Source organism: Marinoscillum furvescens DSM 4134 (assembly GCF_003386095.1).
Taxonomy (GTDB): Bacteria; Bacteroidota; Bacteroidia; order Cytophagales; family Cyclobacteriaceae; genus Marinoscillum; species Marinoscillum furvescens.
On the sequence record NZ_QREG01000025.1, the window covers coordinates 55,363 to 77,248 of the forward strand.

Genomic DNA, 21,886 nt, shown 5'->3' on the forward strand with positions numbered 1-21,886 from the left:
AATATGTATAAAGAAAGAAGAAAGTTTATCAAAACCAGTGCTGTAGCTTCGGCTGCAGTGCTGTTGATGCCATCGTGCGTAACGAAAACCGGTAAAGAAGCAGCTACTGCCGCTATAGCGGGTGAACAACCACAAATCGGGTTGGGACTTTATACGGTGAGAAACCAGATGGCACAGGACCCAAAAGGTACTTTGGAAAAAATAGCGGAAATTGGCTACAAGAAAATTGAGCCGTTTGGGTTTGATGGGGAAAAAGTCTTTGGCATGACAGCTAAAGAATTCAAACAGATTGCAGATGATCTTGGGCTACAAGTAGTCAGTGGTCACATAGATCCCTCGGTATTCCAAAATAAGTTTGAGGCCTCTCTTGATTTTTTTGCAGAAGTAGGGCAGCAATATGCTGTATGGCCTTACCAACCAGCCGACCAACGCTCGCTGGATGATTATAAAATGATCGCTGAGACCTTAAGTAGCTGTGCTGAACAAGCCAAAAAAGTAGGGGTAAATGTGTGCTATCACAATCATGACTTTGAGTATGAGCTGGTAGATGGGGAAGTGCCTCTGTATTTATTGAGAGACCAAACCGATAAGGCTGTTCAGTTTGAACTGGACCTCTACTGGGTCACCAAGGCAGGGAAAAAGCCTGTAGAGGAATTTAAAAAGTTTGATGGTAGAGTGCCGCTTTGGCATGTGAAAGACATGGCGAATACAGAGCAGCGTGGATTTGCCGAAGTGGGCGAAGGAATCATAGATTACAAAGAAGTGTTTGCGAACAAAGAGCTCTCAGGTATGAAGCACTTCTTTGTAGAACAGGACCAATCTGCAGACCCTATGAAGAGCATTGAAATTTCTTTTAAAAACTTAACAGAAAAGATACTAGCGTAAATGAAGTACATGATGGGGATGGTGCTATTGCTGAGCACCACGTGGTTGAGCGCGCAAAAAATAACTGGACGAGTGGTGGATGAGGTAAGCCTGGAGGGCTTGCCTGGAGCTACCGTGCAAGTGATCGATGGAGAGGCCGGTGCCGTCACTGACGAATCCGGGTTTTTTGATTTGGAGGTAAATGAACCAGGACGCTACACGCTGCAGGTATCCTATGTGGGGTATCAGATGAGGCAAGTGACAGAAGTGTGGGTACGCTCTGGTAAGTCTACCTGGCAAGATATATCCCTACAGCGAACTTATCTGAATGCTGTGATGGTAACTGACAGTAGAAATTACGAAACACCAGGAAGCATTCAGATTACAGAAGAGCAAATCAATCGTTTTGCGGCTACTTATTACGACCCGGCCCGTCTTGTGACCAGTTCGCCAGATGTTGCCGTAGCGAATGATCAAAACAATCAAGTGTCTATTCGTGGCTTGTCACCAGACTACAACGTCTGGAGGCTAGAGGGTGTGGAAGTGGTAAACCCCAACCACCTGGCCAATGCGGGGACGTTTTTGGATCGTCCATCGGCTACCGGAGGTGGGGTAAATATGCTGAGCGCCCAGATGCTGAGCCAATCGAGCTTACAGTATGGAGCTTTTGGTGTAGGTTATGGCAATAGTTTAGCAGGAGTGTTTGACATGACACTGAAAAATGGTGCTTCGGATCAGCGAAAGTACACCGCTCAGGCTTCACTGATTGGATTGGACTTTGCCACGGAAGGTCCCTTCAAAGAAGGCGGAAGGGCGACCTATGCAGCGAATTATCGCTATTCCTTTACCGGACTACTTACCAGCTTTGGAGTGGATTTTGGAGGTGAGTCTATAGGCTTTCAAGACCTGGCAATGTCTATCTCACTTCCAGTAGGCAAACGCACGAACCTGAAGATTTTTGGTGTAGGAGGTTTGAGCTTCAATAATTTCGACCATAGAACCTTTGAGGAGTCTGAGGAGCAAAAGGACAGAAGTGATATCTATTACGAAAACAAAACAGGTATCGTAGGGGCCTCTTTGAACACTACACTGGCACATAGTAGTTTGAATACATCACTTGCTGTTTCGGGGTATAGCACAGAGCGAGACCAGTTTTTTTACAATGAAAACGACGAACAGGAAGGAGCCCTACTTTATGCAAACGAACAACGTATCATAAGTTTGAACAGCGAATACCAGCGCTATCTGGGTGGAGCAGTTTGGAAGTTGGGAGTCCAGGCCAATAGTTATTTGTGGAACCCCAATATTACTGACGAAGCACTGGAAGTGTTGGAGGTTTCTCAATACCTGGTACGACCCTATACCGAGCTGGAGGCGCCCCTGGCTAAGCGTACGCGTCTTACTGCGGGGGTGAGCTTTACAGGTAGCAACGAAGGGCAAACGGTGGATTACCGCGTCTTTGTTAAACAATTGTTGGGCGATAGGCAAAGCATGTACGTGGGTGGAGGACAATACAGTCAGCTCTTAAACCCTAATAATTCCATAGCCAACAACCCATTTGGTTTTCAGCTTTGGAAAAACAACTATGACCTTCAGCGGAGTTATCGTTTGATGCTGGGACATTCGTGGACTGGTTCTTTGGTACAAATACAATCCGAGCTGTTTGCCTATCAGGTGCCAGACATAAACGAAAATAGCGCACTGTACAGCTATGGCTTATCAGTACATGCAGACCGTAAAATAGCGTCGGGCCTGTATTACCGTGTTGGAGGTAGTGTTTTTGAGTCAGGGTTTACAGAGTCTGAAGAAGAGCTTCATACTGATACCGGTTTCAACCTGAGTGCATCTGCAGGTAAAGAGTGGAATACTTCCAAAAAAGGAAAGAATAAGCGGTTTTCAGTAGATGTTCGCGGAATGATGCAGGGTGGGCAACATTACCCGGAAATCGGCAGTAGCTCCATGGTAAATTACTACCAGGTGGGTACATATGTGCGGGCAGATGTTCGATTGGTATGGACACGCTTTCACGAAAACCGAACCTCCTCTATAGCATTGGATTTGCAAAATGCTGCTGGAATCAAAAACGAGGCATATCGTTATTATGATAGTTTTACAGGCCAGGAAGAAACGAAATATCAACTCGGACTCATTCCAATTCTTGCCTATCGGGTGGAGTGGTAGACTGCAATAGATACGCATTGAAAGCCCATCAGATATTATTTCTGATGGGCTTTTTCAATTCTATCTCATGTCCCTAAGTATTTAGAATGCGAAGGTACTGTTTCCAGGGGCCTACTTTATGCTGGTATTGTGATGCCATTACTCTAGCAATTTGACCGATGTGATTAAGGTCATGTGTGACCCAGGTAGCCAGGAGCTCACCTGCAGTTACTCTTCCCAGCTCTGGATGAATTCCTGTTTTCTTTAAATCTTCGGCAGAAAGGTTTTTTGATTTTAAAATGCTCACGTTTGCCAAACGCAGTTCTTTAAACTCACTCAGAAGTGTGTTGATTGATTTGTTTTTGCTTTTCTCAAATTGTGCAAACCGGTCAAAAGGATCAAATGGTTGTGATTCACCCTGGTCCATAATGATCTCCAACCGTGGAATCCAGTCTGTTTCTTCTCCATGGATAAGGTGGCCTAGAATATCAAACGGACTCCAGGTGTCAGGCCCTTCATTTGGGTGTGTCCAGTTGTCGCTAAGCCCTTTCAACAACCCTTCCAAAGTGTCTGGCGTTCGTTTCAGTAGCTCTATACCATGTGATAAGTCATCGTTCATATTTAATAGAGGTCAATGGTCTTGAGTTAAAGATATTGTCTTTTTCGATTCAATACTTGCTTTGGCGGCCTCTAATATTTCCATTACGATGAGGTTGTTTTCTAAAGCAGAAAGGTCTGCCGGAGACAGCTGATGGGTTCCCCGCACTATAGCCGCCAACAACGCAAAAGGATCATGGAAAGGTGCTGGTCGCTCCGGGAGATCCCATACGGTCTCCTCATAGCCATCATATCCTTCACTCATGTGTAGTTTCAACGTATTTCTATCTTTGGCAAATAGTACACCAGTCTCTCCATAGATTTCCATGTCCTTTCTACCTATCGGCCAGTTCCATGAGGGCTCGATGATGGCCCCACATGATGCGTAAGTAAGCAAAATCGTGGCATCATCTTCTACATCGGGATTGTTTTCGGGCTGTAGTTGCTGGGCTACGGCGGTGACAGTGAGCGGTCGCTCTCCACTCATCAGCCAGGTCATTAGATTGGCGCCATAGCAACCAAAATCCATCAGTGCGCCACCGCCGTTGTGCTTAGGATCTGTTAGCCATTCCAAAAACTCCTCGTTTACTCCGATTTTCTTCGGACCTTTATGTCCATCACGCACGATTATTTTTCTGATTTCTCCTATTTGATCAGCCTCGACAAGATCCCGGGCTTTGTGATTGGAGGGGTACCATGTAGTCTCATAGTTCGTAAGGAGGTGAATGTCATGGTCAAGTGCCAGTTTGGCCATTTTTTGTGCATGGTCCATTGATACAGCCAGAGGTTTTTCTACCATCACATGAATGCCAAGAGGAGCGCAGGTTTGTACTACTTCCAAGTGTTCGTAAATAGTGCCAAAGGCGGTTACGGCTTCCGGTTTTGTTTTTTGGATCATTTCTTCCAAGGACGGGTAAACCAAATCCATGGATAGTCCGTGTTGTTTTATGTATCGTGTGGCAAGCTCCAGGTTTGGCTCGGCTATGCCTACGATTTCTATGTCATCTGCGGGTGCTCTGCCTAGCAGCCAGTGTACATGGGTGTGGGTCAAGCCTGCAATTCCAATTTTTAATGGCTGCTGTTTTGTGGGTTGGCTTTGTGACATGCTGCTTAGTGTGAGGCAAATTAGTGCAATAAATAACTTCATACTTCTTTATATTTAACATTGAATTGGAGCAAGTTAGTAAATGGAGTAGGAGAGAAAGGTAGTAGGTGACAACTCTTTACAATATCACAGCACGACATCCAACTATTGCTTTCATACGTAAAAATACCGAGCCTATTTTACCGTTATTTTTAGATGACACATTATTGGTGGTCATTTTATCATTGCCTAAACTCCTATTGATATGCACATTTTTGACCTTATTGCATTATTGATTTGCCTTTCGGGGCTATTCATTTTTCTCAATACATTTTACCTGAAGTTACCCTCTTCAGTTGGATTGATGATTCTTACGCTGTTGCTGTCTGTTTTGGTAATAGTGATCGGACATCTGGTGCCGGCACTCGATTTGGCTACACATGTAAAATCTTTTGACTTTAGAGAAGTGCTAAATCAGTTGGTGATTAGCGTGATTTTATTTGCTGGTGCCCTTAATATGGATATCAGCAAGCTTGGTCAGCAAAAGTGGCCAGTAATAGTGCTTTCTATTCTGGGAGCCATTATTTCCACTCTGGTCATTGGAACGGTACTTTACTTTTTGCTGAATTGGCTGTCCATTTCCATTAGCTACATGTATTCGTTGGTTTTTGGAGCTGTCATTTCTTCTACAGACCCGATTTCCTCTACCAATACCACCAAGCGGTTTTCGCTTCCCGAAAGTCTGGAATTGAAGATCGAAGGAGAATCACTGTTCAATGGCGCTTTTTCGGTGGTGCTGGCTTTTGTGTTGTATCACATAGCTATAGTGGCAGAGGCACAGACCCTTACGGTATTTGAAGTGATAGAAATTGTAGCCTGGGAAATTGTTGGAGGAGTTTCGATTGGTCTATTTATGGGATACCTGGGGTATTCCTTGCTCAAGTATATTGATAATGACGATGTACATATTGAAGTCCTGATCACCATAGCTTTGGTGATGGTAGGCTCGTTTATTTCAGGCTATTTTAGTATTTACTCCAAGATGGTCTCTTTGATCATGGGACTACTGATAGGCAACCTGGGAAGGAGGGGACTTTCTTCTTCTTCATCCAATGCGGATGGCTCTGTTGGAGTTTATGTATACAAATTTTGGAATCTGCTGGAGCAAACCATGGCAGTGATGCTTTTTGTACTCATGGGGCTGGAAATGCTCGTGCTAGACTGGCGAATGGATTATTTCGCTGCAGGATTTCTGGCTGTAAATGTAGTCCTGCTTGGGAGGTGGTTGAGTATTCTAATCCCGATCAAAATCATGTCGGGAAAACGAACCTTTCATCAGGGGACCGTTTCTCTGATGACCTGGGGAGCATTTAGAGGAGGCTTGCCTATAGCGCTGATTCTGGCACTTCAGGATTTCCCTGGGAAAGAGCTTCTCATCACCATGACTTATGTAGTGGTCGTTTGCTCTATTCTCTTTCAGGGATTCACCTTACCTATATTAATGCGGGAGCGTTTTGCTCGTGAGGCATAACATAAGAAAAAACAGGGCGCTATTTTTTACGGCGCCCTTTACCATTTCCATTTCTACGTCCGCCTCCACCTCTGCGCATTGGTTTAGGGTTATAGGCAGGACCTTCTCCGATGTGTGCAGGTACTTTGGCTTTTGGCACAGGTTTACCTAGTAGCTCTTCAATGACCAAAAACTTCGATTGTTCTTTTTCATTGACAAAAGTAAAGGCTGCTCCTTTGGATGCTGCTCGGGCAGTCCGACCTATTCGGTGGATGTAGTCTTCACCGTCGTTAGGCACGTCATAGTTGATCACTATGTCTATGTCTTCTACGTCGATACCTCTGGCCAAAATGTCTGTGGCTACTAGTACCGTGAGCTTTCTACTCTTGAATCGGCTAAGTACTTCTTCACGTGTTTTTTGATCCAAATCGGAGTGAATCTCTTCCACTGAAAGCTCAGCCTTCTTGAGTTCTTTGGTAAGCCTTTTGGCACTGTCTTTTGTAGAACAAAACACAATGACGCTACGGAGCCAGTCTGCCTTCAGTATGTGCTTGACCAGTTCAATTTTCTGTCCGTCATAGACAACAAAGGCTGCCTGCACAATTTTCTCATTAGGCTTGGAGATCGCGATATTGATCTCTTCCGGGTCTTGCAGGATGTTCTTGGCCAGCGCTCGTATTTTAGTGGGCATAGTGGCCGAAAACAGCAAAGTCTGTCGCTCCTTTGGCAGGTAGCCGATGATCTTGGTAATGTCTTCATTGAAGCCCATGTCCAGCATACGGTCTGCCTCATCAAGTATCAGGTACTTGAGCTTTTCCACCTTTACATACTTCATGTTGAGGTGAGCTATGAGCCGTCCAGGTGTACCTATGATGATGTCGGCACCTTCTGTGAGTGCTTTCTTTTCCCGATCAAAGGACTGACCATCACCACCTCCATACACGGCAAGTGAGCTGACAGAAGTATAGTAGGAGAGTCCTTCTAGCTGCTGATCTATTTGCACTGCCAGTTCTCTGGTAGGCACTATGATGAGCGCTTTGATGTTGTCATCCTCTGGTTCTTCCAGGATTTTGTGAATGATCGGAAGCAGGAATGCCGCAGTTTTACCAGTTCCGGTTTGGGCTGCGGCAATAAGATCCTTAGCTTCTAAAATTTTTGGTATGGTTGCTTCCTGGACAGGTGTTGCATTTTCAAATCCAATCGCCTCTATTCCTTCAAGCAATTTTGGATTCAGATTTAGTTCTGAAAATTTCAAATGAATCGTCTTTTTATTGGCGTAAATTAACGAAACTGATCGAGAGTTGTGAACTTAGAATCGTTGAATTCTATTTCGTCGGCTGATAAGTGGTTTTTCTGTCTTGCATGGAATGCCAAAGAGCTCTAACATAACCTTAGCCGCACTCCTGATCATGATGTTTCCAGAAATAGTGGTCACTCTGCTAATACGATGTTTATGAATGGCCATGTATTTATACCACTCGCGGCGGGCAGAAATCTCAAACCCCGTCATTTCTGTGCAATCCCATATAAACTGGTAAGTACATTCCGGATGCTTGTTGAGTTCTTCATTCCAAACTTTGGTCCCGGCAATAGCGGCTTGCTCTGTGAATTTGTTTCGAAATGTGAAACGTAAACAAGGTTGGTCTCGAGTCTCAATCTTCTGGATTGAAATCTCAGGAAGTTGAATTAACATAGCTTTCTTAATTTATGTGAGTCGGGACCAAACTATTGATAAACTTCCCGGACCAGTTTTATGTTCGCCGAGTACAGGAGAATTCTCGATCAGTTGTTCGGTAGAAAATTTTTGCAGGTGGTAAGGGCATAGTTGTAGAGTGATTTCTTGTTGTCTATCCTTGATTGGTTTCATTTTTTGACCTAATTACACACCTAACTTCTTAATGATTTTAGTGATGTAGTCTTGTATGCCTTTGTAAGCGCTGTGAGCATTTGCAAGTGGCGATTGAGCAGTTTCTTCCGGTATTACTGCTATTCACGTGATGTATTATTGATGTGGTGATAAAATTTCATTCAAATCCTTAAAAAATGATATTACCTCATAACCAATTCCTAAAAAACTATGAAGATTAAGAATTTACTAATTATTGTGGCGGTGTGTATTCATCATATTGTCGTAGCTCAATGTCCAAATGTTGTTTGGAGTGATGAGTTTAGCGGTTCTTCTTTGGACCTTACCAAATGGAACTATCAAATTGGAGATGGCTGTGCTGAAGGTATATGTGGATGGGGCAATAATGAATTGCAAAGTTATCAAGAAGCAAATGTGACTGTAGCCAATGGCTTACTGAGTATTACTGCAAAAAAAGAGCGTGTTAAGGGCAGTCAATACACATCAGGTAGAATTAACACCAAATCGAAGGGAGATTTTACCTATGGTCGATTTGAAGCACGCATCAAACTTCCTGATGCACATGGCCTATGGCCAGCTTTTTGGATGCTTCCCACCGATGAGGTTTACGGAGGCTGGCCAATGAGTGGCGAAATTGATATTATGGAATTTACTTCGTCTGACCCGGACAATGTGTATGGTACGATTCATTATGGTGATGCCTATCCCAATAATCAGCATCAGGGTAACCGATTTTACCTGTATGAAGGGTTGTTTACTGATGATTTTCATGAATTTGCGATCGAGTGGGAGCCTGGAATAATTCGCTGGTATGTAGATGGTCAGCTGTATAGCACTAAAACGTCTGCTGATGTAGCCCCTTATCAGTGGCCGTTTGATCAAAACTTTCACTTTCTGCTGAATGTGGCCGTAGGTGGTACGCTTGGGGGTGAAGTAAACAATGGAATGCTACCGTCTACGATGCTGGTTGATTATGTGCGTGTCTTTGACGGATTTAGGTCTTCGATTGAGGGGCCGTCGGTAGTAGATCACCAGGCAAGTGGCGTAACTTTTGAGTTGCATAACGTGTCCAATTCGGCCACCATTAATTGGTCTGTGCCTTCAGATGCGGTAATTGTTTCTGGTCAGGGCACTTCCTCACTTACAGTAGATTTTGGGTCGGGTAGTGGCTATGTAACTGCTGCTGTAGACAATGGATGTGGTCCTGAATTGCTCAAAGTAGGAGTGGAAGTAGATCCTCCGTATAGTTATAATTTTTCATTTGAGAATTTTGATGAGCCTGGAAGCGCAAGCCTAAGTACGTCTACTGGTACACTCACTGAAGAGCCTAACCCTGCACCTGATGCCTTAAATGGAAGTGCTCAGGTAGGTAAATACATAAGAAATAGTGCGGAGCAGTATGATGTACTCGTTTATAGTACATCTGCCATCAGTGATGCGGATAGTTACAGTACTAAGGTGGATAAGTTTTACATGGATGTATACACGAATGCACCCGTGGGTACACCTATACTCATACAGCTGGAGACTTCTGTAGCTACATCTTCGAATTACCCAAGTGGACGACATAGCAGGTATCATGCTGAAACTACACAGTCGGGAGGATGGGAAAGGTTGAAATTTCGATTGCTGGATCAGCCAGACCCTTCGGCTGATAACCTTGATGTTTCGACTATAATAGTGTTGTTTAATTCTAATACTTACACGGGAGATACTTATTATTTTGATAATCTCGATAGCTACACGAGTGGAAATCCCGGAGGTGGGACTGGAGGTGGTTCTGCTACTGCTGTAAGTGTAAATGGTATCGTGCTGGGTACGGCTAGTGCAGGTAAAGGAGCTAAGCATGCAACAGCGGAAGTGACCGTATTGGACGATACTGGTGCTCCGGCTGTAGGTGCCTCAGTGACTGGGTCATTTTCTGGGTCATTTGTGGAATCTATGACAGCTACATCAGATAGTCAGGGAATAGCCTATTTTCAAACTGCAGGGTCTGCTAAAGGATCCTTGACAGTAGACTTTTGTGTAGATGATGTGGTGGCGAGTCTGCCATATGATGCGTCAGCAAATACAGTGACTTGTACCTCAGGATCGCTGCGTACCTCTCAAACGCAGAGCAGTGCAGAGTTAGGAATAGAAGTGTACCCAAATCCAGTACGTGATGTGTTGACTATTCGAGCAGGAGAGGCTAGCAGTATTCAAATAATCAACCTCAGTGGAAGGGTGATGTATGAATCCAAGAAAATACCATCATTCATCGATGTACAAAACTGGCCTAGAGGTGTTTATCTGGTCAATTTCAAGACCCATCAGGGCAAGTGTAATTTTAAAGTGATAAAGTAATTTTTATTGAAACTTACACCAGGGCGATTCGCCCGGGTGTATTTGATTTTAATTGAGTCCCAAAACTTCTACACCTTGCTCGAAGACTATATCCACAGGGATGGCTTCCAGCTTCAGTAAGTCAGCGCGTAACTCAGGGCCAATGAGACCCATTTCTTTTACCAATAGGTCAACCCCTTCATAATCCCCGTCTCCCTGAAGTGTGAGGATTTTCTCAGAAAGTGCGTTCATGGCCTCTTCCATTTTGTTATAATCTACAGCATAAGTGCCATCCTCTTGCTTCTGAAAAGCTCCTAGCTGCTGGAAAAAGTTAAAGCGAATCATGTTGGCTTTGCCGTGTGCACTGGCCGCACCAAACCTCACAGAACGAAAAATGCCTGCCATAAAAGTGGTGTAATAGTCTTTGATGTCTCCGTCAATTTCACCCTTTTTATGCAGTTGGGTGATCATGTACATGCCCAGCACATCGGCCTTGCCTTCTTCCAGAGCAGAGCTATGCTCTTTCAAAGCATCGCGTACTGTACCTTTTCCGTTTATCGTTTTTTTAATCCCCAGGCCATGCGCCACTTCATGAAACATAGTGTTTCCAAAGAACGCATCGAAGGTGATGTGCTGGCGTTGTTCGGGGGTGATCAGTATTTCAGAAATAGGTACGAGTATCTCATCAAACTTGGCCTGCATGGCATTTTTGAGCTGTAGCCTGCGGGAGCCTTTGGCCAGCTGAACCTCTTCGTCATTCGGTAGATTGATAGCTATAGTCTTGGAGCCGGCATTGCAATCTCCCGCGTAGTACACCACATCGTAGGCGTTTAGGTCAGCATCACTTCCGGGTTTTTCGGCTTTGTAAGCAGCTGCCACAGGTAAGCCCCGCTGTAGCTCTGGCAAGAATGCAGCATATTTAGACAGTCGCTCACTCCATGATTTATCCTTTACAAGTACGTAAGCTTCATGAGCAGCTTTGTAGTTATACAGTGCGTCTTCATAATTTTCTATAGGACCAATCACCACGTCTATACCATTGGATTTCATATCCATCCAGGCCATGTCGGAAGGCTGATATTCATCGGTGAGCAGCGCTTCTGCACGAAGCTTTAGGTAATTTTTCAGTCCTTCATCTTCCGCTATATCAGCACATTCCAGCAGCAATGCGCTTGCCGCCGCTACTTCTTCGGCAAACATCGTACGATAGGGAACGGTCATAAGGTCACCATTCTCGTCTCTTCTCAGAAAGGTATACAGGCTCTTTTTGTCCTCCAGGTCTGCCGCCTCAAACTCTTCTTTGGTCATGTCCGCAGGGTAGAAGTTGGCTCCGGCAGGTTTCGGACCTACACCTGCTATGAATGGTTCGTTGTTTTGAAGCCGATCCCAGGGTCCGTAATTGATCTGTGTAAACTTTCGGGTTGCTTCATCTTCCAGCGTGCTGAGCAATGAGTCTTTTTGGCCGTAGGCCTCATACCAAAACAGCTCATCCATGATTTTAGCTGCCTCTATGAGCTTAGGGATCATTTGTTTTTCGGATTCGGACAGCTGCGAAAGATCTGTGGTTAATTTGACGGATTTGTATGCGGCTAGCTTAGCTTCCATCGGGTTGGTGGTGGGTGCTTCCTCCGTCTGCTCTTTCTGCGGTTGAGTGCAATAGGTGAGTAGTCCCAGGGTACATAAGGATACTCCTTTGATTAGGTTTTTCATTTTCAGGTTTGGTTTTATTTGTACCCGAAAGTTACTGGAGCTATTCAAAAAAAGAAAGGGCATCCTGATAGATGCCCTTATCATGTGTTTAAGTCTTGTTTAGGCTTATTTCACAAGTGTATATGCTACTACCTGGTTGCCAAAAAATGTAGGAACCAGAAGCTTTTGGTCGTCTGCTATAAATTCAATGTCGGCCGCATTGGCACCCATATCTTTGGTGTCCAGGATTTTTTCTTTTTCCCATGTGGAGGTCACATAGTACACTTCACCGTTCCAGTTAGACACCAGGTAATCTACACCTACTTTTACCACACCATCGCCACCCGGAATGGAGTCCACTACAGGCTCTACTTTTTCTTCCGTGTAGTCTATGGCATGAAATCTGCCGGAGCCAAAAGTAGCCATCATCATTTTTTCTCCATCATGAAAAAGGCCATTGGGACCACCCATGTTCGCATCATCTATCCAGGTGTCTAGCTCACCAGTTTGGCTCAGCCGGTGGATTTTGTTCGTGTTGGAGTCAGAAAAGTAAACATTGCCATCGTCATCTACCGTGATGTCATTGAGAAACTTTGCTTCGGCTACAGCATAGCGATTGCTGACCTCACCTGTAGCTACATCGATGGCCACCAATTCATCGATATTGGTTACGTAAAGCGTGCCCTCATAAAGGCCCATGCCTTTGGGGGCGTGTAGGCCGTCTACCCATTTAGGATCTATGATAGATCCATCTTCAGGGTTTATTTTGGCTATGTATCCGTCGTTATCTTTCGCATTTGGTGGTACGCCATTGATGCAGCTCACATACAATATGTCGTTGGTTTTGTCATGCAAAACAGACTCTGGCGTCAGTAGCGAAGAGGTGTCAGTTTCCCATAATTTTTTGAGCGATACTTTGTCGTTAGTCTCTTTTAGCTCCTGACTGGTGTCGGACTCACTGGTAGATTCTTGCTGAGAGGAACTGGAGCAGGCACTCAACGCCACCAGTGCTATAATGCATGCAACTATGTTATTCGAAATACTCATGGTTATTTTGGTTAAGTTCTTTGTGAATATAATGGTTGTATGCAATTGATTGTTTGTAGAAATCTGGAATTCTACCATTCAAAGGGATTTTGGTTGATTTTGCATAGTTCTTTTTTTCGGCTGTCAGAAAAATTGCTGAAATTCCGCTAGCTAAAAACAGAACCTATGAAGAATATACATTACCCCATTTTGGCTGGTTTGCTGGCTGCGTGCGGAGGTGCCGAGCAATCTGCTCCGAAAGGCACGATCGACACGGTAGCTATCGCCAGCCACATCGAAACACTTGCATCAGATGATTTTTTAGGGCGCAAGCCATTTACTGAAGGTGAAACCAAAACACTGGAATATTTGGAGTCTGCGTTTGCATCGTATGGTCTGGAGCCAGGCAATGGCTTGAGTTACTTTCAGGAAGTGCCGATGGTGGAGCTGGATGCTCAGCCTTCAGATCAGATGATCATCGGGTCTCCCACAGATGATTTCGCTCTCCAGCTCGGAGATGAATTTGTAGCTTATACTGAGCGTGTAGAGGAGGAGGTAAGTCTGGAGGATTCCGAACTGGTCTTTGCCGGATATGGCGTAGTGGCCCCGGAGTATGGCTGGGATGATTATGCCGGATTGGATGTAAAAGGAAAAACAGTAGTAGTGCTCGTTAACGATCCTGGTTTTGGTTCCGGTGATAGTACCTTGTTTAAGGGCGAAACCATGACTTACTACGGACGCTGGACTTACAAATACGAAGAAGCCGCCCGGCAAGGAGCCGCTGGTGTGCTAATTATACATGATACGGCTCCTGCAGGTTATCCATGGCTGGTGGTGAGAAACTCCTGGTCTGGGGCTAGCCTTTACTTGGATCAGACGGGAGATGCATACAAGCCTATCGTTCAGGGCTGGATCACCAGAGAAGCTGCCATTCGCATTTTTGAAGCCTCTGATGTGGACATGAAAAACTTCGTGGAAAAAGCGCGAAGTACAGAATTTGAGCCTGTGCCATTGGGCGTCACCGCAAGTGTATCGGTGCGCAATGGTATCAAGCGAGACAAGAGTCAGAATGTGATAGCCAAAATCACAGGATCTACCAATCCTGAGGAGTACGTGTTATACAGTGCTCACTGGGACCACCTGGGAGTTGGAGCCCCTGTAGATGGGGATAGCATTTACAACGGCGCACACGATAATGCATCAGGTACCGCCGCACTACTGGCTATTGCAAAAGCCATGGCCGAGCGAGAAGAGCAGCCCAAAAGATCGGTAGTTTTTCTGGCTGTGACAGCTGAGGAGCAAGGGCTGCTGGGGTCTAAGTATTATGCCGAAAACCCAATCTACTTGCCTAGTGAGACGGTAGCGAACATAAATATGGATGGAATCAAAAACTACGGACCCATGAAAGACCTGACGGTAGTAGGCTATGGCCAGTCCGAGTTAGAAGAGATCGCAGAGGAAATAGCCAAAACTCAGGGGCGTTATATCATGCCAGACCCCGAGCCATCCAAAGGATACTTTTTTAGGTCAGACCATTTTCAGTTTGCCAAAGTGGGCATACCAGCCCTATTTGCCTCTGGAGCCTATGAGCACATGGACCCGGCCAAGGGCGTGGCATACCTCAAGGAAAAAAATGATGAATACAATCAAAACCGATACCACAGGCCTGCTGATGAATACGATGCTGCCACCTGGGAGTTTGGGGGTGTCTATCAGGATGTAGACCTCTTCTACCAACTCGGCTGGAAGCTAGCCAACGGAGATTTGTGGCCCGCATGGAAGCAAGGCTCGGAGTTTAAGGCTATACGAGAGGCTATGTAAGCTTTCCGCGATAACCTAGCTCTACCACTTCCATATTGGAAATTTTGCCCTCCTGTAGTTCCATCCGCAGGAGGGTTTTTATTTTGTGAAAGCCATGAATCCCTGCTGCTCCCGGGTTGACAAAGAGTAAGTTGTTGGACTTGTCAGGGGCCACCTTTAAAATATGTGAATGGCCACAGATCAGAATGTCTGGCTGGTGTGCTGCTATGAGCTTCTTTACTCGCGCATTGTATCCGGGAGGCTTTCCTGCAATGTGTGTCATCAGAATTTTCACACCTTCACGCTCAAAGACCTGATCTTCGGGGACTGCAGCACGGATTTCATGCCCATCTATATTTCCAAACACAGCTCTTGTAGGTTTAAATGCCTCTAATTTTTCTAGTACACTCTGTGTCCCGATATCTCCAGCGTGCCAGATTTCATCACAATCTTCGAAATGGGTGAATACACTATCCTCCAGGTGGCTATGGGTGTCTGATATGAGGCCAATCTTCATGCTGTAAAGCTAGGATTAATATGAGAAGTCCTCCTATTGGTGTTAACACTTTTTAACACCTCTAAAACCGCCAATACGCGCAGGAATCTTATAATTGCTTGCATTTTTTTGAGTGCAATGAAAACTTGTAAATTTTTGATTAATCCAATGAACCTATGTCAATAGTAGTAGAAAATCTCACCAAAAAATATGGTGAGCAAAAAGCTGTCAATGACATATCATTTGAGATTAAGACAGGGGAGGTGGTAGGATTTCTGGGGCCCAATGGTGCCGGAAAAAGTACCACAATGAAGATCATCACATGCTTCATGGCCCCGACCTCAGGTGATGTGCGGCTGGACAATGACTCCATCCACCAAAACCCGGAAGCTATCAAGCGAAAGATCGGATACCTTCCGGAGAACAACCCTCTTTATCTGGATATGCCTATCGTAGATTACCTACGGTTTACGGCGGAGATACAGGGCGTTGCTAAATCTCAGATTCCCACCCGCATAGGTGAGATGATTGAGCGCTGCGGACTAGACCGTGAAAAGCACAAAAACATCAACGAGCTGTCTAAAGGCTATCGCCAGCGGGTAGGACTTGCACAGGCCATGATTCATGACCCGGAGGTGTTGATTCTCGATGAGCCTACTACCGGTCTTGACCCTAACCAGATCGTGGAGATCCGAAAGCTGATCAAAGAGCTGGGTAAAGAAAAAACAGTAATTCTTAGTAGTCACATTCTCTCTGAAGTAGAAGCTACTTGTGATCGCATACTGATCATCAACCGAGGGCGCATCGTAGCGGATGGTACGGCAGACACGCTGAGAAGTCAGTCTCAGGGGCAAGAGTTGCTCAAAGTGCACATCGAAGCAGATACGTCGGCAGCAGAAGCAGCTGTTCGCTCTTTGGCCTCTGTGGAGAAAGTGTCCACCATCGATGGTAAGGACGGATGGCTGCAAGTGCAAAGCAAGCCCGACCTTTCTTCACGCAAGGAGATATTTGATCTCTGCGTAAAAAATAAATGGTACTTATTAGACATGACCGGACAGGAGACACGTCTGGAGGATGTCTTCCAAAAACTAACTAAATAAGCTATGAGCAAAATTTGGATAATTACACGAAGAGAGCTTGCATCCTTCTTCGATTCCCTGATTGCTTATGTTATGATCATCTTGTTTTTGGGACTTAGTGGTCTGTTTACCTGGCTGGTAGGTTCCAATGTGTTTTTGCTCAATCAGGCAAGTATGCAAGTGTTTTACAGTATAGCGTTTTGGTCGCTGTTCTTTTTTATACCCGCTATCACTATGCGGATGATTGCGGAAGAAAACAAAGCTGGCACCATCGAGCTGCTGATTACCAAAGCTGTGAGTGACAGTCAGATTGTATGGGGCAAATTTTTCGCTTGCCTGATACTCGTATTGATTGCGCTGGTGTGTACGCTACCTTATTACATTACCATTTCACAGCTCGGCAATATAGATGACGGTGCGGTGATTGGTGGATACTTCGCGTTATTGCTGCTGTCTGCCAGCTATATCAGTATCGGCTTGTTTGCCAGTAGTCTCACCCAAAACCAGATCGTTGCGTTTTTGATCGCTTTGTTTATTGGTATCTTTTTTCAGCTACTCTTCAATGTGCTGGGCGGTACGCTTCGTGGATTTTTTGGTGAGTTGTTTCTCTATCTCAGTATGACCAGCCACTTTGAGTCTATGAGTCGGGGAGTAGTGGATAGCCGTGACCTGATCTACTTTGGCTCTATCATAGCGGCAGGTATACTGGCATCGCAGGTGATGTTATCAAAAAGAAATTGGCAATCATAAACCGTAATTAAGAGATGAATCGAAAAAATATCATTATCCAATTAGTGATTGTGCTGGCGATCATCGTGGTGGCCAATTTACTATCGAACGAACTTTATTTCCGTCTCGATTTTACCGAAGACAATCGCTATACCTTTAGTAAGGCCACCAAAGATGTAATCGATGAGCTGGATGGGGTAGTAACTATTACTGCTTATTTTTCAGAGGACCTGCCGCCCCAGTTGATTAAGAACAAACAGGATTTTCAGGATCAGTTGGTAGAGTATGAAAACCGCTCTGGAGGCAACATCGTCTTTGAGTTTGTAAACCCTAACGAAAGCGATGAGACCGAGCAGGACGCCATGCAAAATGGTATCCGGCCAGTAATGATCAATGTAACCGAGCGAGATCAGGTGCAGCAGATGCGCGCATACATGGGGGCGGTACTCAAAATGGATGATCGAACCGAGATCATACCGCTGATACAGCCTGGTGCAGCTATGGAATACGCCCTTACCACTGCAATTAAAAAGGTGTCTATTGCAGATAAACCTAAGCTTGGTTTGATACAAGGACATGGTGAACCATCGCTACAAGCGATAGGTCAGCTCATGGAGCAACTTTCCGTATTGTACGAGGTGGAGCCTTTCCGTATCAAGGATACCAGTGCCGTGCCTGCGTACTACAGGTCGCTGATCTGGATCAATCCAAAGGATTCTGTAGATGCAGCGTCGTTTCAAAAGCTAGACAACTACCTACAGCAGGGTGGTGGGCTATTTGTAGCGCACAGTAGTGTGGAAGGAGATCTCCAACAAGGGCTGCTTTCTGCCAGCAATGAAGTAGGGCTTATCAACTGGCTCACTGAAAAAGGTGTGCAGATTGGTAAACAGTTTGTGGTAGATGCTCAGTGTCAGCCAGTAAATGTGCAGCAGCGTCAGGGCTTTTTCACTATCAATACTCAAGTGGAGTTTCCGTATTTTCCTACGGTTACCAATTTTGAAGACCACCCTATTACTCAAGGGCTCGAGTCTGTGATCTTTCCGTTCGTATCCAACCTTTCTTTTAATAACAATGATACCACCTGGTCGCAGTTCCCTTTGGTGCTGTCATCGCAAAATTCCGGGACCGTGTCACCACCTACTTATGTAGACATTCAGCGCAAGTGGAGTAAAGCGGATTTCCCTCTAGGGGGGCAGACACTGGCTGCCGGGCTGGACAATGGTCTGTCAAAGATTGTGGTAGTTGCTAATGGTGCCTTCTGTGTGAATGGTGAAGGCCAGCGTCCACAGCAGCAAAACGAAGACAATATCAACCTGGCATCCAATGCCATTGATTGGATATCTGATGATACCGGACTGATTAACCTTAGAACTAAAGGGATTACTTCACGTCCATTGGATGAGGTAGAAGAAGGGACTAAGACCATGCTGAAATATGGTAATGTCTTTGCTCCAATAGTGCTCATCCTAATCTATGCTTTCGTGCGCAAGTCACGAAATCAGCGAAGACGCCAGAGATGGATGCAAGGAAATTTTGAATCTTAAATGAATCAATGATGAAAGGAAATAAAATCACATTGTTGTTGGCCGTGCTCGCCGTTTTAATCGGTGTGTTTTTTGTGCTCAAGTTTACTGGTGGCAACGAACGCAGTAAGTCATTTCGCGAGACGCTGGTAGAGCTGGATACGGCCAAAGTGACCAAAATAGAAATTCAATCTCCGGAAGATACTACGGTCTTGGAACGAAAGAATGGACAATGGACCGTAAACGGTGAAAAACCCGGTGATGACGCCACCGTGCATGGCCTACTCAACAACCTGGGGCAAATAGAGCCGAGTAGGTTGGCATCACGATCTGAAGAAGCGTGGAAGGATTTTCAAGTAGATGAAGAGTCTGGTACGCGTGTGGTCGTGTATGAAAGTGGTGACAAAGCACTCGATATCATCCTTGGAAGATTTGGAGTAGAGGGGCAGCGCTCTTTTTACTCTTATGTGCGGCTTACCGAGGAGTCAGACGTGTATGTAGCCAACAATTTTATGAAAATGAGCATTGGCACAGGTGGTGAGGACTATCGAAATGATGATGTGCTGAAGATCAAGCGAGATTCTGTAAAGTCTGTAGCATTTAACTACACAGATAGTGCCTTCACTTTGACAAAGCAAACTGAAGGGTGGATGATCGATGGTCAGGAGGAAGCTGACTCTACCGCAGTGGCGAAATACCTCAACGGACTGCAGTTTTTGACATCTCGAAAGTTTGGTGAAAATGAAAATGCAGTGGAATTGTATGACGTGGCAATCAGCACAGGAGAGGCTACGCATGTGCTTAAAGGCTATTCTAACAGTGGAGTGTCATCCTCCTACAACAGAGAAGAATACTGGAAGGATGAAAGTCTGGCTGATAAAATCTTTAAAGGAAAGTCTGAGTTCGTAAAAGCAGATTAAATAGCACTATTGTAGCTATCAAGGAAGGCCTGAGGAGCATCATCTTCAGGCTTTTTTTATGTCTGTTCGTGAGTGGAATAGCCAAAGCTGCAAAGGATGATAGCACATGGGTGATTGTGGAAGTGGTTGGTAGGGTATAAAAAGGGCGTCCTTGATAAATACTTTTTAGTAAAAAATGCCTTTCTATGAACTCTGAGGGGGTATTTCAATCTCGTATATTGTATGCGAAAACCTCAAAAAAGGTGTGATTTTCAGCATTTTTGAGGTTTTTTGAGTGGCCTTGAAGAAAATGCGTGAAGAATTTTGATCGTGAGGTCGATTAGAAAAACATACTGTTTGATGTCCGACGAAGGAGGACGAGTTTATGTTTTTCCGGCCTCAGGATCAAATTTTAGCAAATTTCTTCACAGCCTTGATCTTTTTCCTTAGGTTTTGGATCAAGCCAAAAAGTAAGAGCCCGTCCGGCTTGAGGACTTAAAAGGAATTAACAAGTGAGCCCTAAAAAAAGCCATAACCGGCGAGGCTATGGCTTTTTAAGCTTTTGTGTGTTTTATTTTTCTTAAGATGCTTTTACAAAAACAAGAACGAAAGCTCCGATACCGTTTACACGTCCTTCAGACTGCTTGGTATTGAAAGATACGGTGATTTGTGTTTTTGCAGCGTTTAGAGAAACTGATACATCACCATCAAGTTCGATAGAAGTAGAGGCGATTGTCACAGCTCCAGCACTCAAAGTACCTTCTTCGGTAACAGAGAAAGATCCTTGAGAAACATACTCTTTCAGGCCACCATCGATGGTGAAACCAGTTTCAGAGATCACTACTGTTGTTCCTGATCCATCAAGACCCGTATTAGCAAACTGCGATGCAGACCCGTCTAGTGTCCAGGTTCCGGCTAGTGCTTCGAGAGTTAATTCTTTTTCAGATTTTGGATCATCCCCACCTGACTCACCACAGGCAGTAAATAAAGCAGTTGAGATTACTAAGGCAAAAAGGAATAGGTTTTGAATTTTACGCATTCTTATTGGTTTTAATTATGACGTTTGAAGTTAAGAAAATGTACTTCTTTATCAAACGTAAATATAACGGATTTTCTATGTGATGTGTAATATCATTTATTAATGTGTAATGAATTACATGTTATTCTATGATGTTTGGTATTGTTTATTCTACCCTATGCCAGCTTGAATTAAACTTTTTACACGCTATTGATAAGCGGTGCAGAGATGTATGATTGGATGAGGAGGTTTTTATTTAATGCCATTCTGGTTTCATTTATTACATTTCTGACACAGAATACACGATGATTTTTTGTAAATCATCAAACTGTGTATAAATTACACAGAAATAGACCGACACAATTACTATGAATCCCATTTATCAAGAATTAAGTGACAAGGTAATCGTCATCACTGGGGGTGGTGGGGTGCTTTGTGGAGCTATGGCCGAGACAATGGCGCGACAGAATGCCAAGGTGGCCATTTTAGATTTGCGAAAAGAAAATGCAGACAAAGTAGCTGCTACTATTAGACAAGCCGGCGGTACTGCTATAGGAGTGGAAGCCAATGTGCTGGAGCTGGAAAGCCTTCAGGCCGCGGAGCAGGTCGTGAGCGAAGAATTTGGACCTTGTGACATTCTTATTAATGGTGCAGGTGGTAACCATCCAAAAGGGACTACATCTAAACCATTTTTTGATCCTCAAGACATGAAGGGTAGTGAAGAGCTCATTACGTTTTTCGACCTTGATCCTGATGGTGTACAATTTGTCTTTAACTTGAATTTTATAGGTACGCTGTTACCCACACAAGTATTTGCTAAAGGAATGGTGGGTCGTGAAGGTTGCTCCATCATCAACATTTCGTCGATGAATGCCTTCACACCACTCACCAAGATACCTGCATATAGTGGTGCCAAAGCTGCGGTGAGTAATTTCACCCAATGGCTGGCGGTTCATTTTGCTAAAACGGGCATTCGCGTCAATGCGCTGGCACCAGGTTTTTTCCTTACCGACCAAAATCGAAGCTTGCTGACTAAAGAAGATGGTAGTCTTACTGACAGAGGCAATACCATAGTGGAGCATACTCCAATGGGGAGATTTGGCGAAGCTGAGGATCTGGAAGGTACGCTGCTTTGGCTGTGTAGTGAAGGATCCAAATTTGTAACTGGCGTGGTAGTGCCCATAGATGGTGGGTTTAGCGCTTTTAGTGGTGTGTAATATGAA

The 21,886-nt window shown here is 44.7% G+C and carries 18 protein-coding genes; 10 read left to right on the top strand and 8 right to left on the bottom strand.

The annotated features are described in order from the left end of the window. Positions 1-3 precede the first annotated feature (3 nt). Complete coding sequence (locus C7460_RS20095; protein WP_245986496.1) at positions 4-885, top strand: sugar phosphate isomerase/epimerase family protein; 882 nt, start codon at positions 4-6, stop codon at positions 883-885. Beyond that, positions 886-3,045 carry a TonB-dependent receptor gene (locus tag C7460_RS20100; RefSeq protein WP_115869935.1) on the top strand — a complete coding sequence of 720 codons (2,160 nt, stop codon included), beginning with the start codon at positions 886-888 and terminating at the stop codon, positions 3,043-3,045. Positions 3,046-3,118: 73 nt separating this feature from the next. Here the strand turns inward: C7460_RS20100 and C7460_RS20105 are convergent, their stop codons facing one another. Together C7460_RS20105 and C7460_RS20110 are read right to left on the bottom strand one after the other, a co-directional pair. Then, positions 3,119-3,643 carry a DinB family protein gene (locus C7460_RS20105; RefSeq protein WP_115869936.1) on the bottom strand — a complete coding sequence of 175 codons (525 nt, stop codon included), beginning with the start codon at positions 3,641-3,643 and terminating at the stop codon, positions 3,119-3,121. Positions 3,644-3,655: 12 nt separating this feature from the next. Next, positions 3,656-4,768, bottom strand: a complete 1,113-nt coding sequence (locus tag C7460_RS20110; RefSeq protein WP_115869937.1) for a Gfo/Idh/MocA family protein — start codon at positions 4,766-4,768, stop codon at positions 3,656-3,658. Between the two features lie 202 nt (positions 4,769-4,970). On the opposite strand from C7460_RS20110, the gene C7460_RS20115 reads away from it, so the two are divergent. Continuing rightward, entirely contained in the window at positions 4,971-6,236 is a 1,266-nt protein-coding gene (locus C7460_RS20115; protein ID WP_115869938.1) for a cation:proton antiporter, read from the top strand. A gap of 19 nt (positions 6,237-6,255) precedes the next feature. Here C7460_RS20115 and C7460_RS20120 read toward each other — a convergent pair whose 3' ends face one another. Next, entirely contained in the window at positions 6,256-7,470 is a 1,215-nt protein-coding gene (locus C7460_RS20120; protein ID WP_115869939.1) for a DEAD/DEAH box helicase, read from the bottom strand. Between the two features lie 54 nt (positions 7,471-7,524). Beyond that, positions 7,525-7,908 (bottom strand): hypothetical protein, encoded by a 384-nt coding sequence (locus C7460_RS20125; protein ID WP_115869940.1) that lies wholly within the window; start codon positions 7,906-7,908, stop codon positions 7,525-7,527. A gap of 384 nt (positions 7,909-8,292) precedes the next feature. Between C7460_RS20125 and C7460_RS20130 the strand changes: the two genes are divergently transcribed. After that, positions 8,293-10,425 carry a family 16 glycosylhydrolase gene (locus C7460_RS20130; RefSeq protein ID WP_115869941.1) on the top strand — a complete coding sequence of 711 codons (2,133 nt, stop codon included), beginning with the start codon at positions 8,293-8,295 and terminating at the stop codon, positions 10,423-10,425. A gap of 48 nt (positions 10,426-10,473) precedes the next feature. On the opposite strand, the gene C7460_RS20135 is transcribed toward C7460_RS20130, so the two are convergent. Both C7460_RS20135 and C7460_RS20140 read right to left on the bottom strand, forming a co-directional pair. Next, a complete protein-coding gene (locus C7460_RS20135) occupies positions 10,474-12,114 on the bottom strand; it encodes a dipeptidyl-peptidase 3 family protein (RefSeq protein WP_115869957.1) in 1,641 nt (546 codons plus the stop codon). A 105-nt stretch (positions 12,115-12,219) separates the two neighbouring features. Continuing rightward, entirely contained in the window at positions 12,220-13,140 is a 921-nt protein-coding gene (locus C7460_RS20140) for an SMP-30/gluconolactonase/LRE family protein (protein ID WP_170148117.1), read from the bottom strand. Between the two features lie 165 nt (positions 13,141-13,305). Between C7460_RS20140 and C7460_RS20145 the strand changes: the two genes are divergently transcribed. Continuing rightward, on the top strand, positions 13,306-14,940 hold the full coding sequence (locus C7460_RS20145) for a M28 family metallopeptidase (protein ID WP_115869943.1): 1,635 nt from the start codon (positions 13,306-13,308) through the stop codon (positions 14,938-14,940). Here the strand turns inward: C7460_RS20145 and C7460_RS20150 are convergent. Beyond that, positions 14,933-15,436, bottom strand: a complete 504-nt coding sequence (locus tag C7460_RS20150; protein WP_115869944.1) for a metallophosphoesterase family protein — start codon at positions 15,434-15,436, stop codon at positions 14,933-14,935. The two genes, C7460_RS20145 and C7460_RS20150, sit on opposite strands and share 8 nt — an antisense overlap. A 155-nt stretch (positions 15,437-15,591) precedes the next feature. On the opposite strand from C7460_RS20150, the gene C7460_RS20155 reads away from it, so the two are divergent. Genes C7460_RS20155 through C7460_RS20170 form a run of 4 tightly spaced genes read left to right on the top strand, consistent with a single transcriptional unit; the run spans position 15,592 to position 19,666 of the window. Continuing rightward, positions 15,592-16,515, top strand: coding sequence for an ATP-binding cassette domain-containing protein (locus tag C7460_RS20155; RefSeq protein WP_115869945.1), 924 nt, complete (start codon positions 15,592-15,594; stop codon positions 16,513-16,515). Positions 16,516-16,518: 3 nt separating this feature from the next. Next, complete coding sequence (locus C7460_RS20160) at positions 16,519-17,244, top strand: ABC transporter permease (protein ID WP_115869946.1); 726 nt, start codon at positions 16,519-16,521, stop codon at positions 17,242-17,244. Between the two features lie 14 nt (positions 17,245-17,258). Further along, a complete protein-coding gene (locus C7460_RS20165) occupies positions 17,259-18,767 on the top strand; it encodes a GldG family protein (protein ID WP_115869947.1) in 1,509 nt (502 codons plus the stop codon). A gap of 8 nt (positions 18,768-18,775) precedes the next feature. Then, entirely contained in the window at positions 18,776-19,666 is an 891-nt protein-coding gene (locus C7460_RS20170; protein ID WP_115869948.1) for a DUF4340 domain-containing protein, read from the top strand. Between the two features lie 559 nt (positions 19,667-20,225). On the opposite strand, the gene C7460_RS20175 is transcribed toward C7460_RS20170, so the two are convergent. After that, the gene (locus C7460_RS20175) at positions 20,226-20,684 is read right to left on the bottom strand and encodes a hypothetical protein (RefSeq protein ID WP_115869949.1); all 459 of its coding nucleotides are present in this window, start codon (positions 20,682-20,684) and stop codon (positions 20,226-20,228) included. A gap of 347 nt (positions 20,685-21,031) precedes the next feature. Between C7460_RS20175 and C7460_RS20180 the strand changes: the two genes are divergently transcribed. Continuing rightward, on the top strand, positions 21,032-21,880 hold the full coding sequence (locus C7460_RS20180) for an SDR family oxidoreductase (RefSeq protein WP_115869950.1): 849 nt from the start codon (positions 21,032-21,034) through the stop codon (positions 21,878-21,880). Positions 21,881-21,886 lie beyond the last annotated feature (6 nt).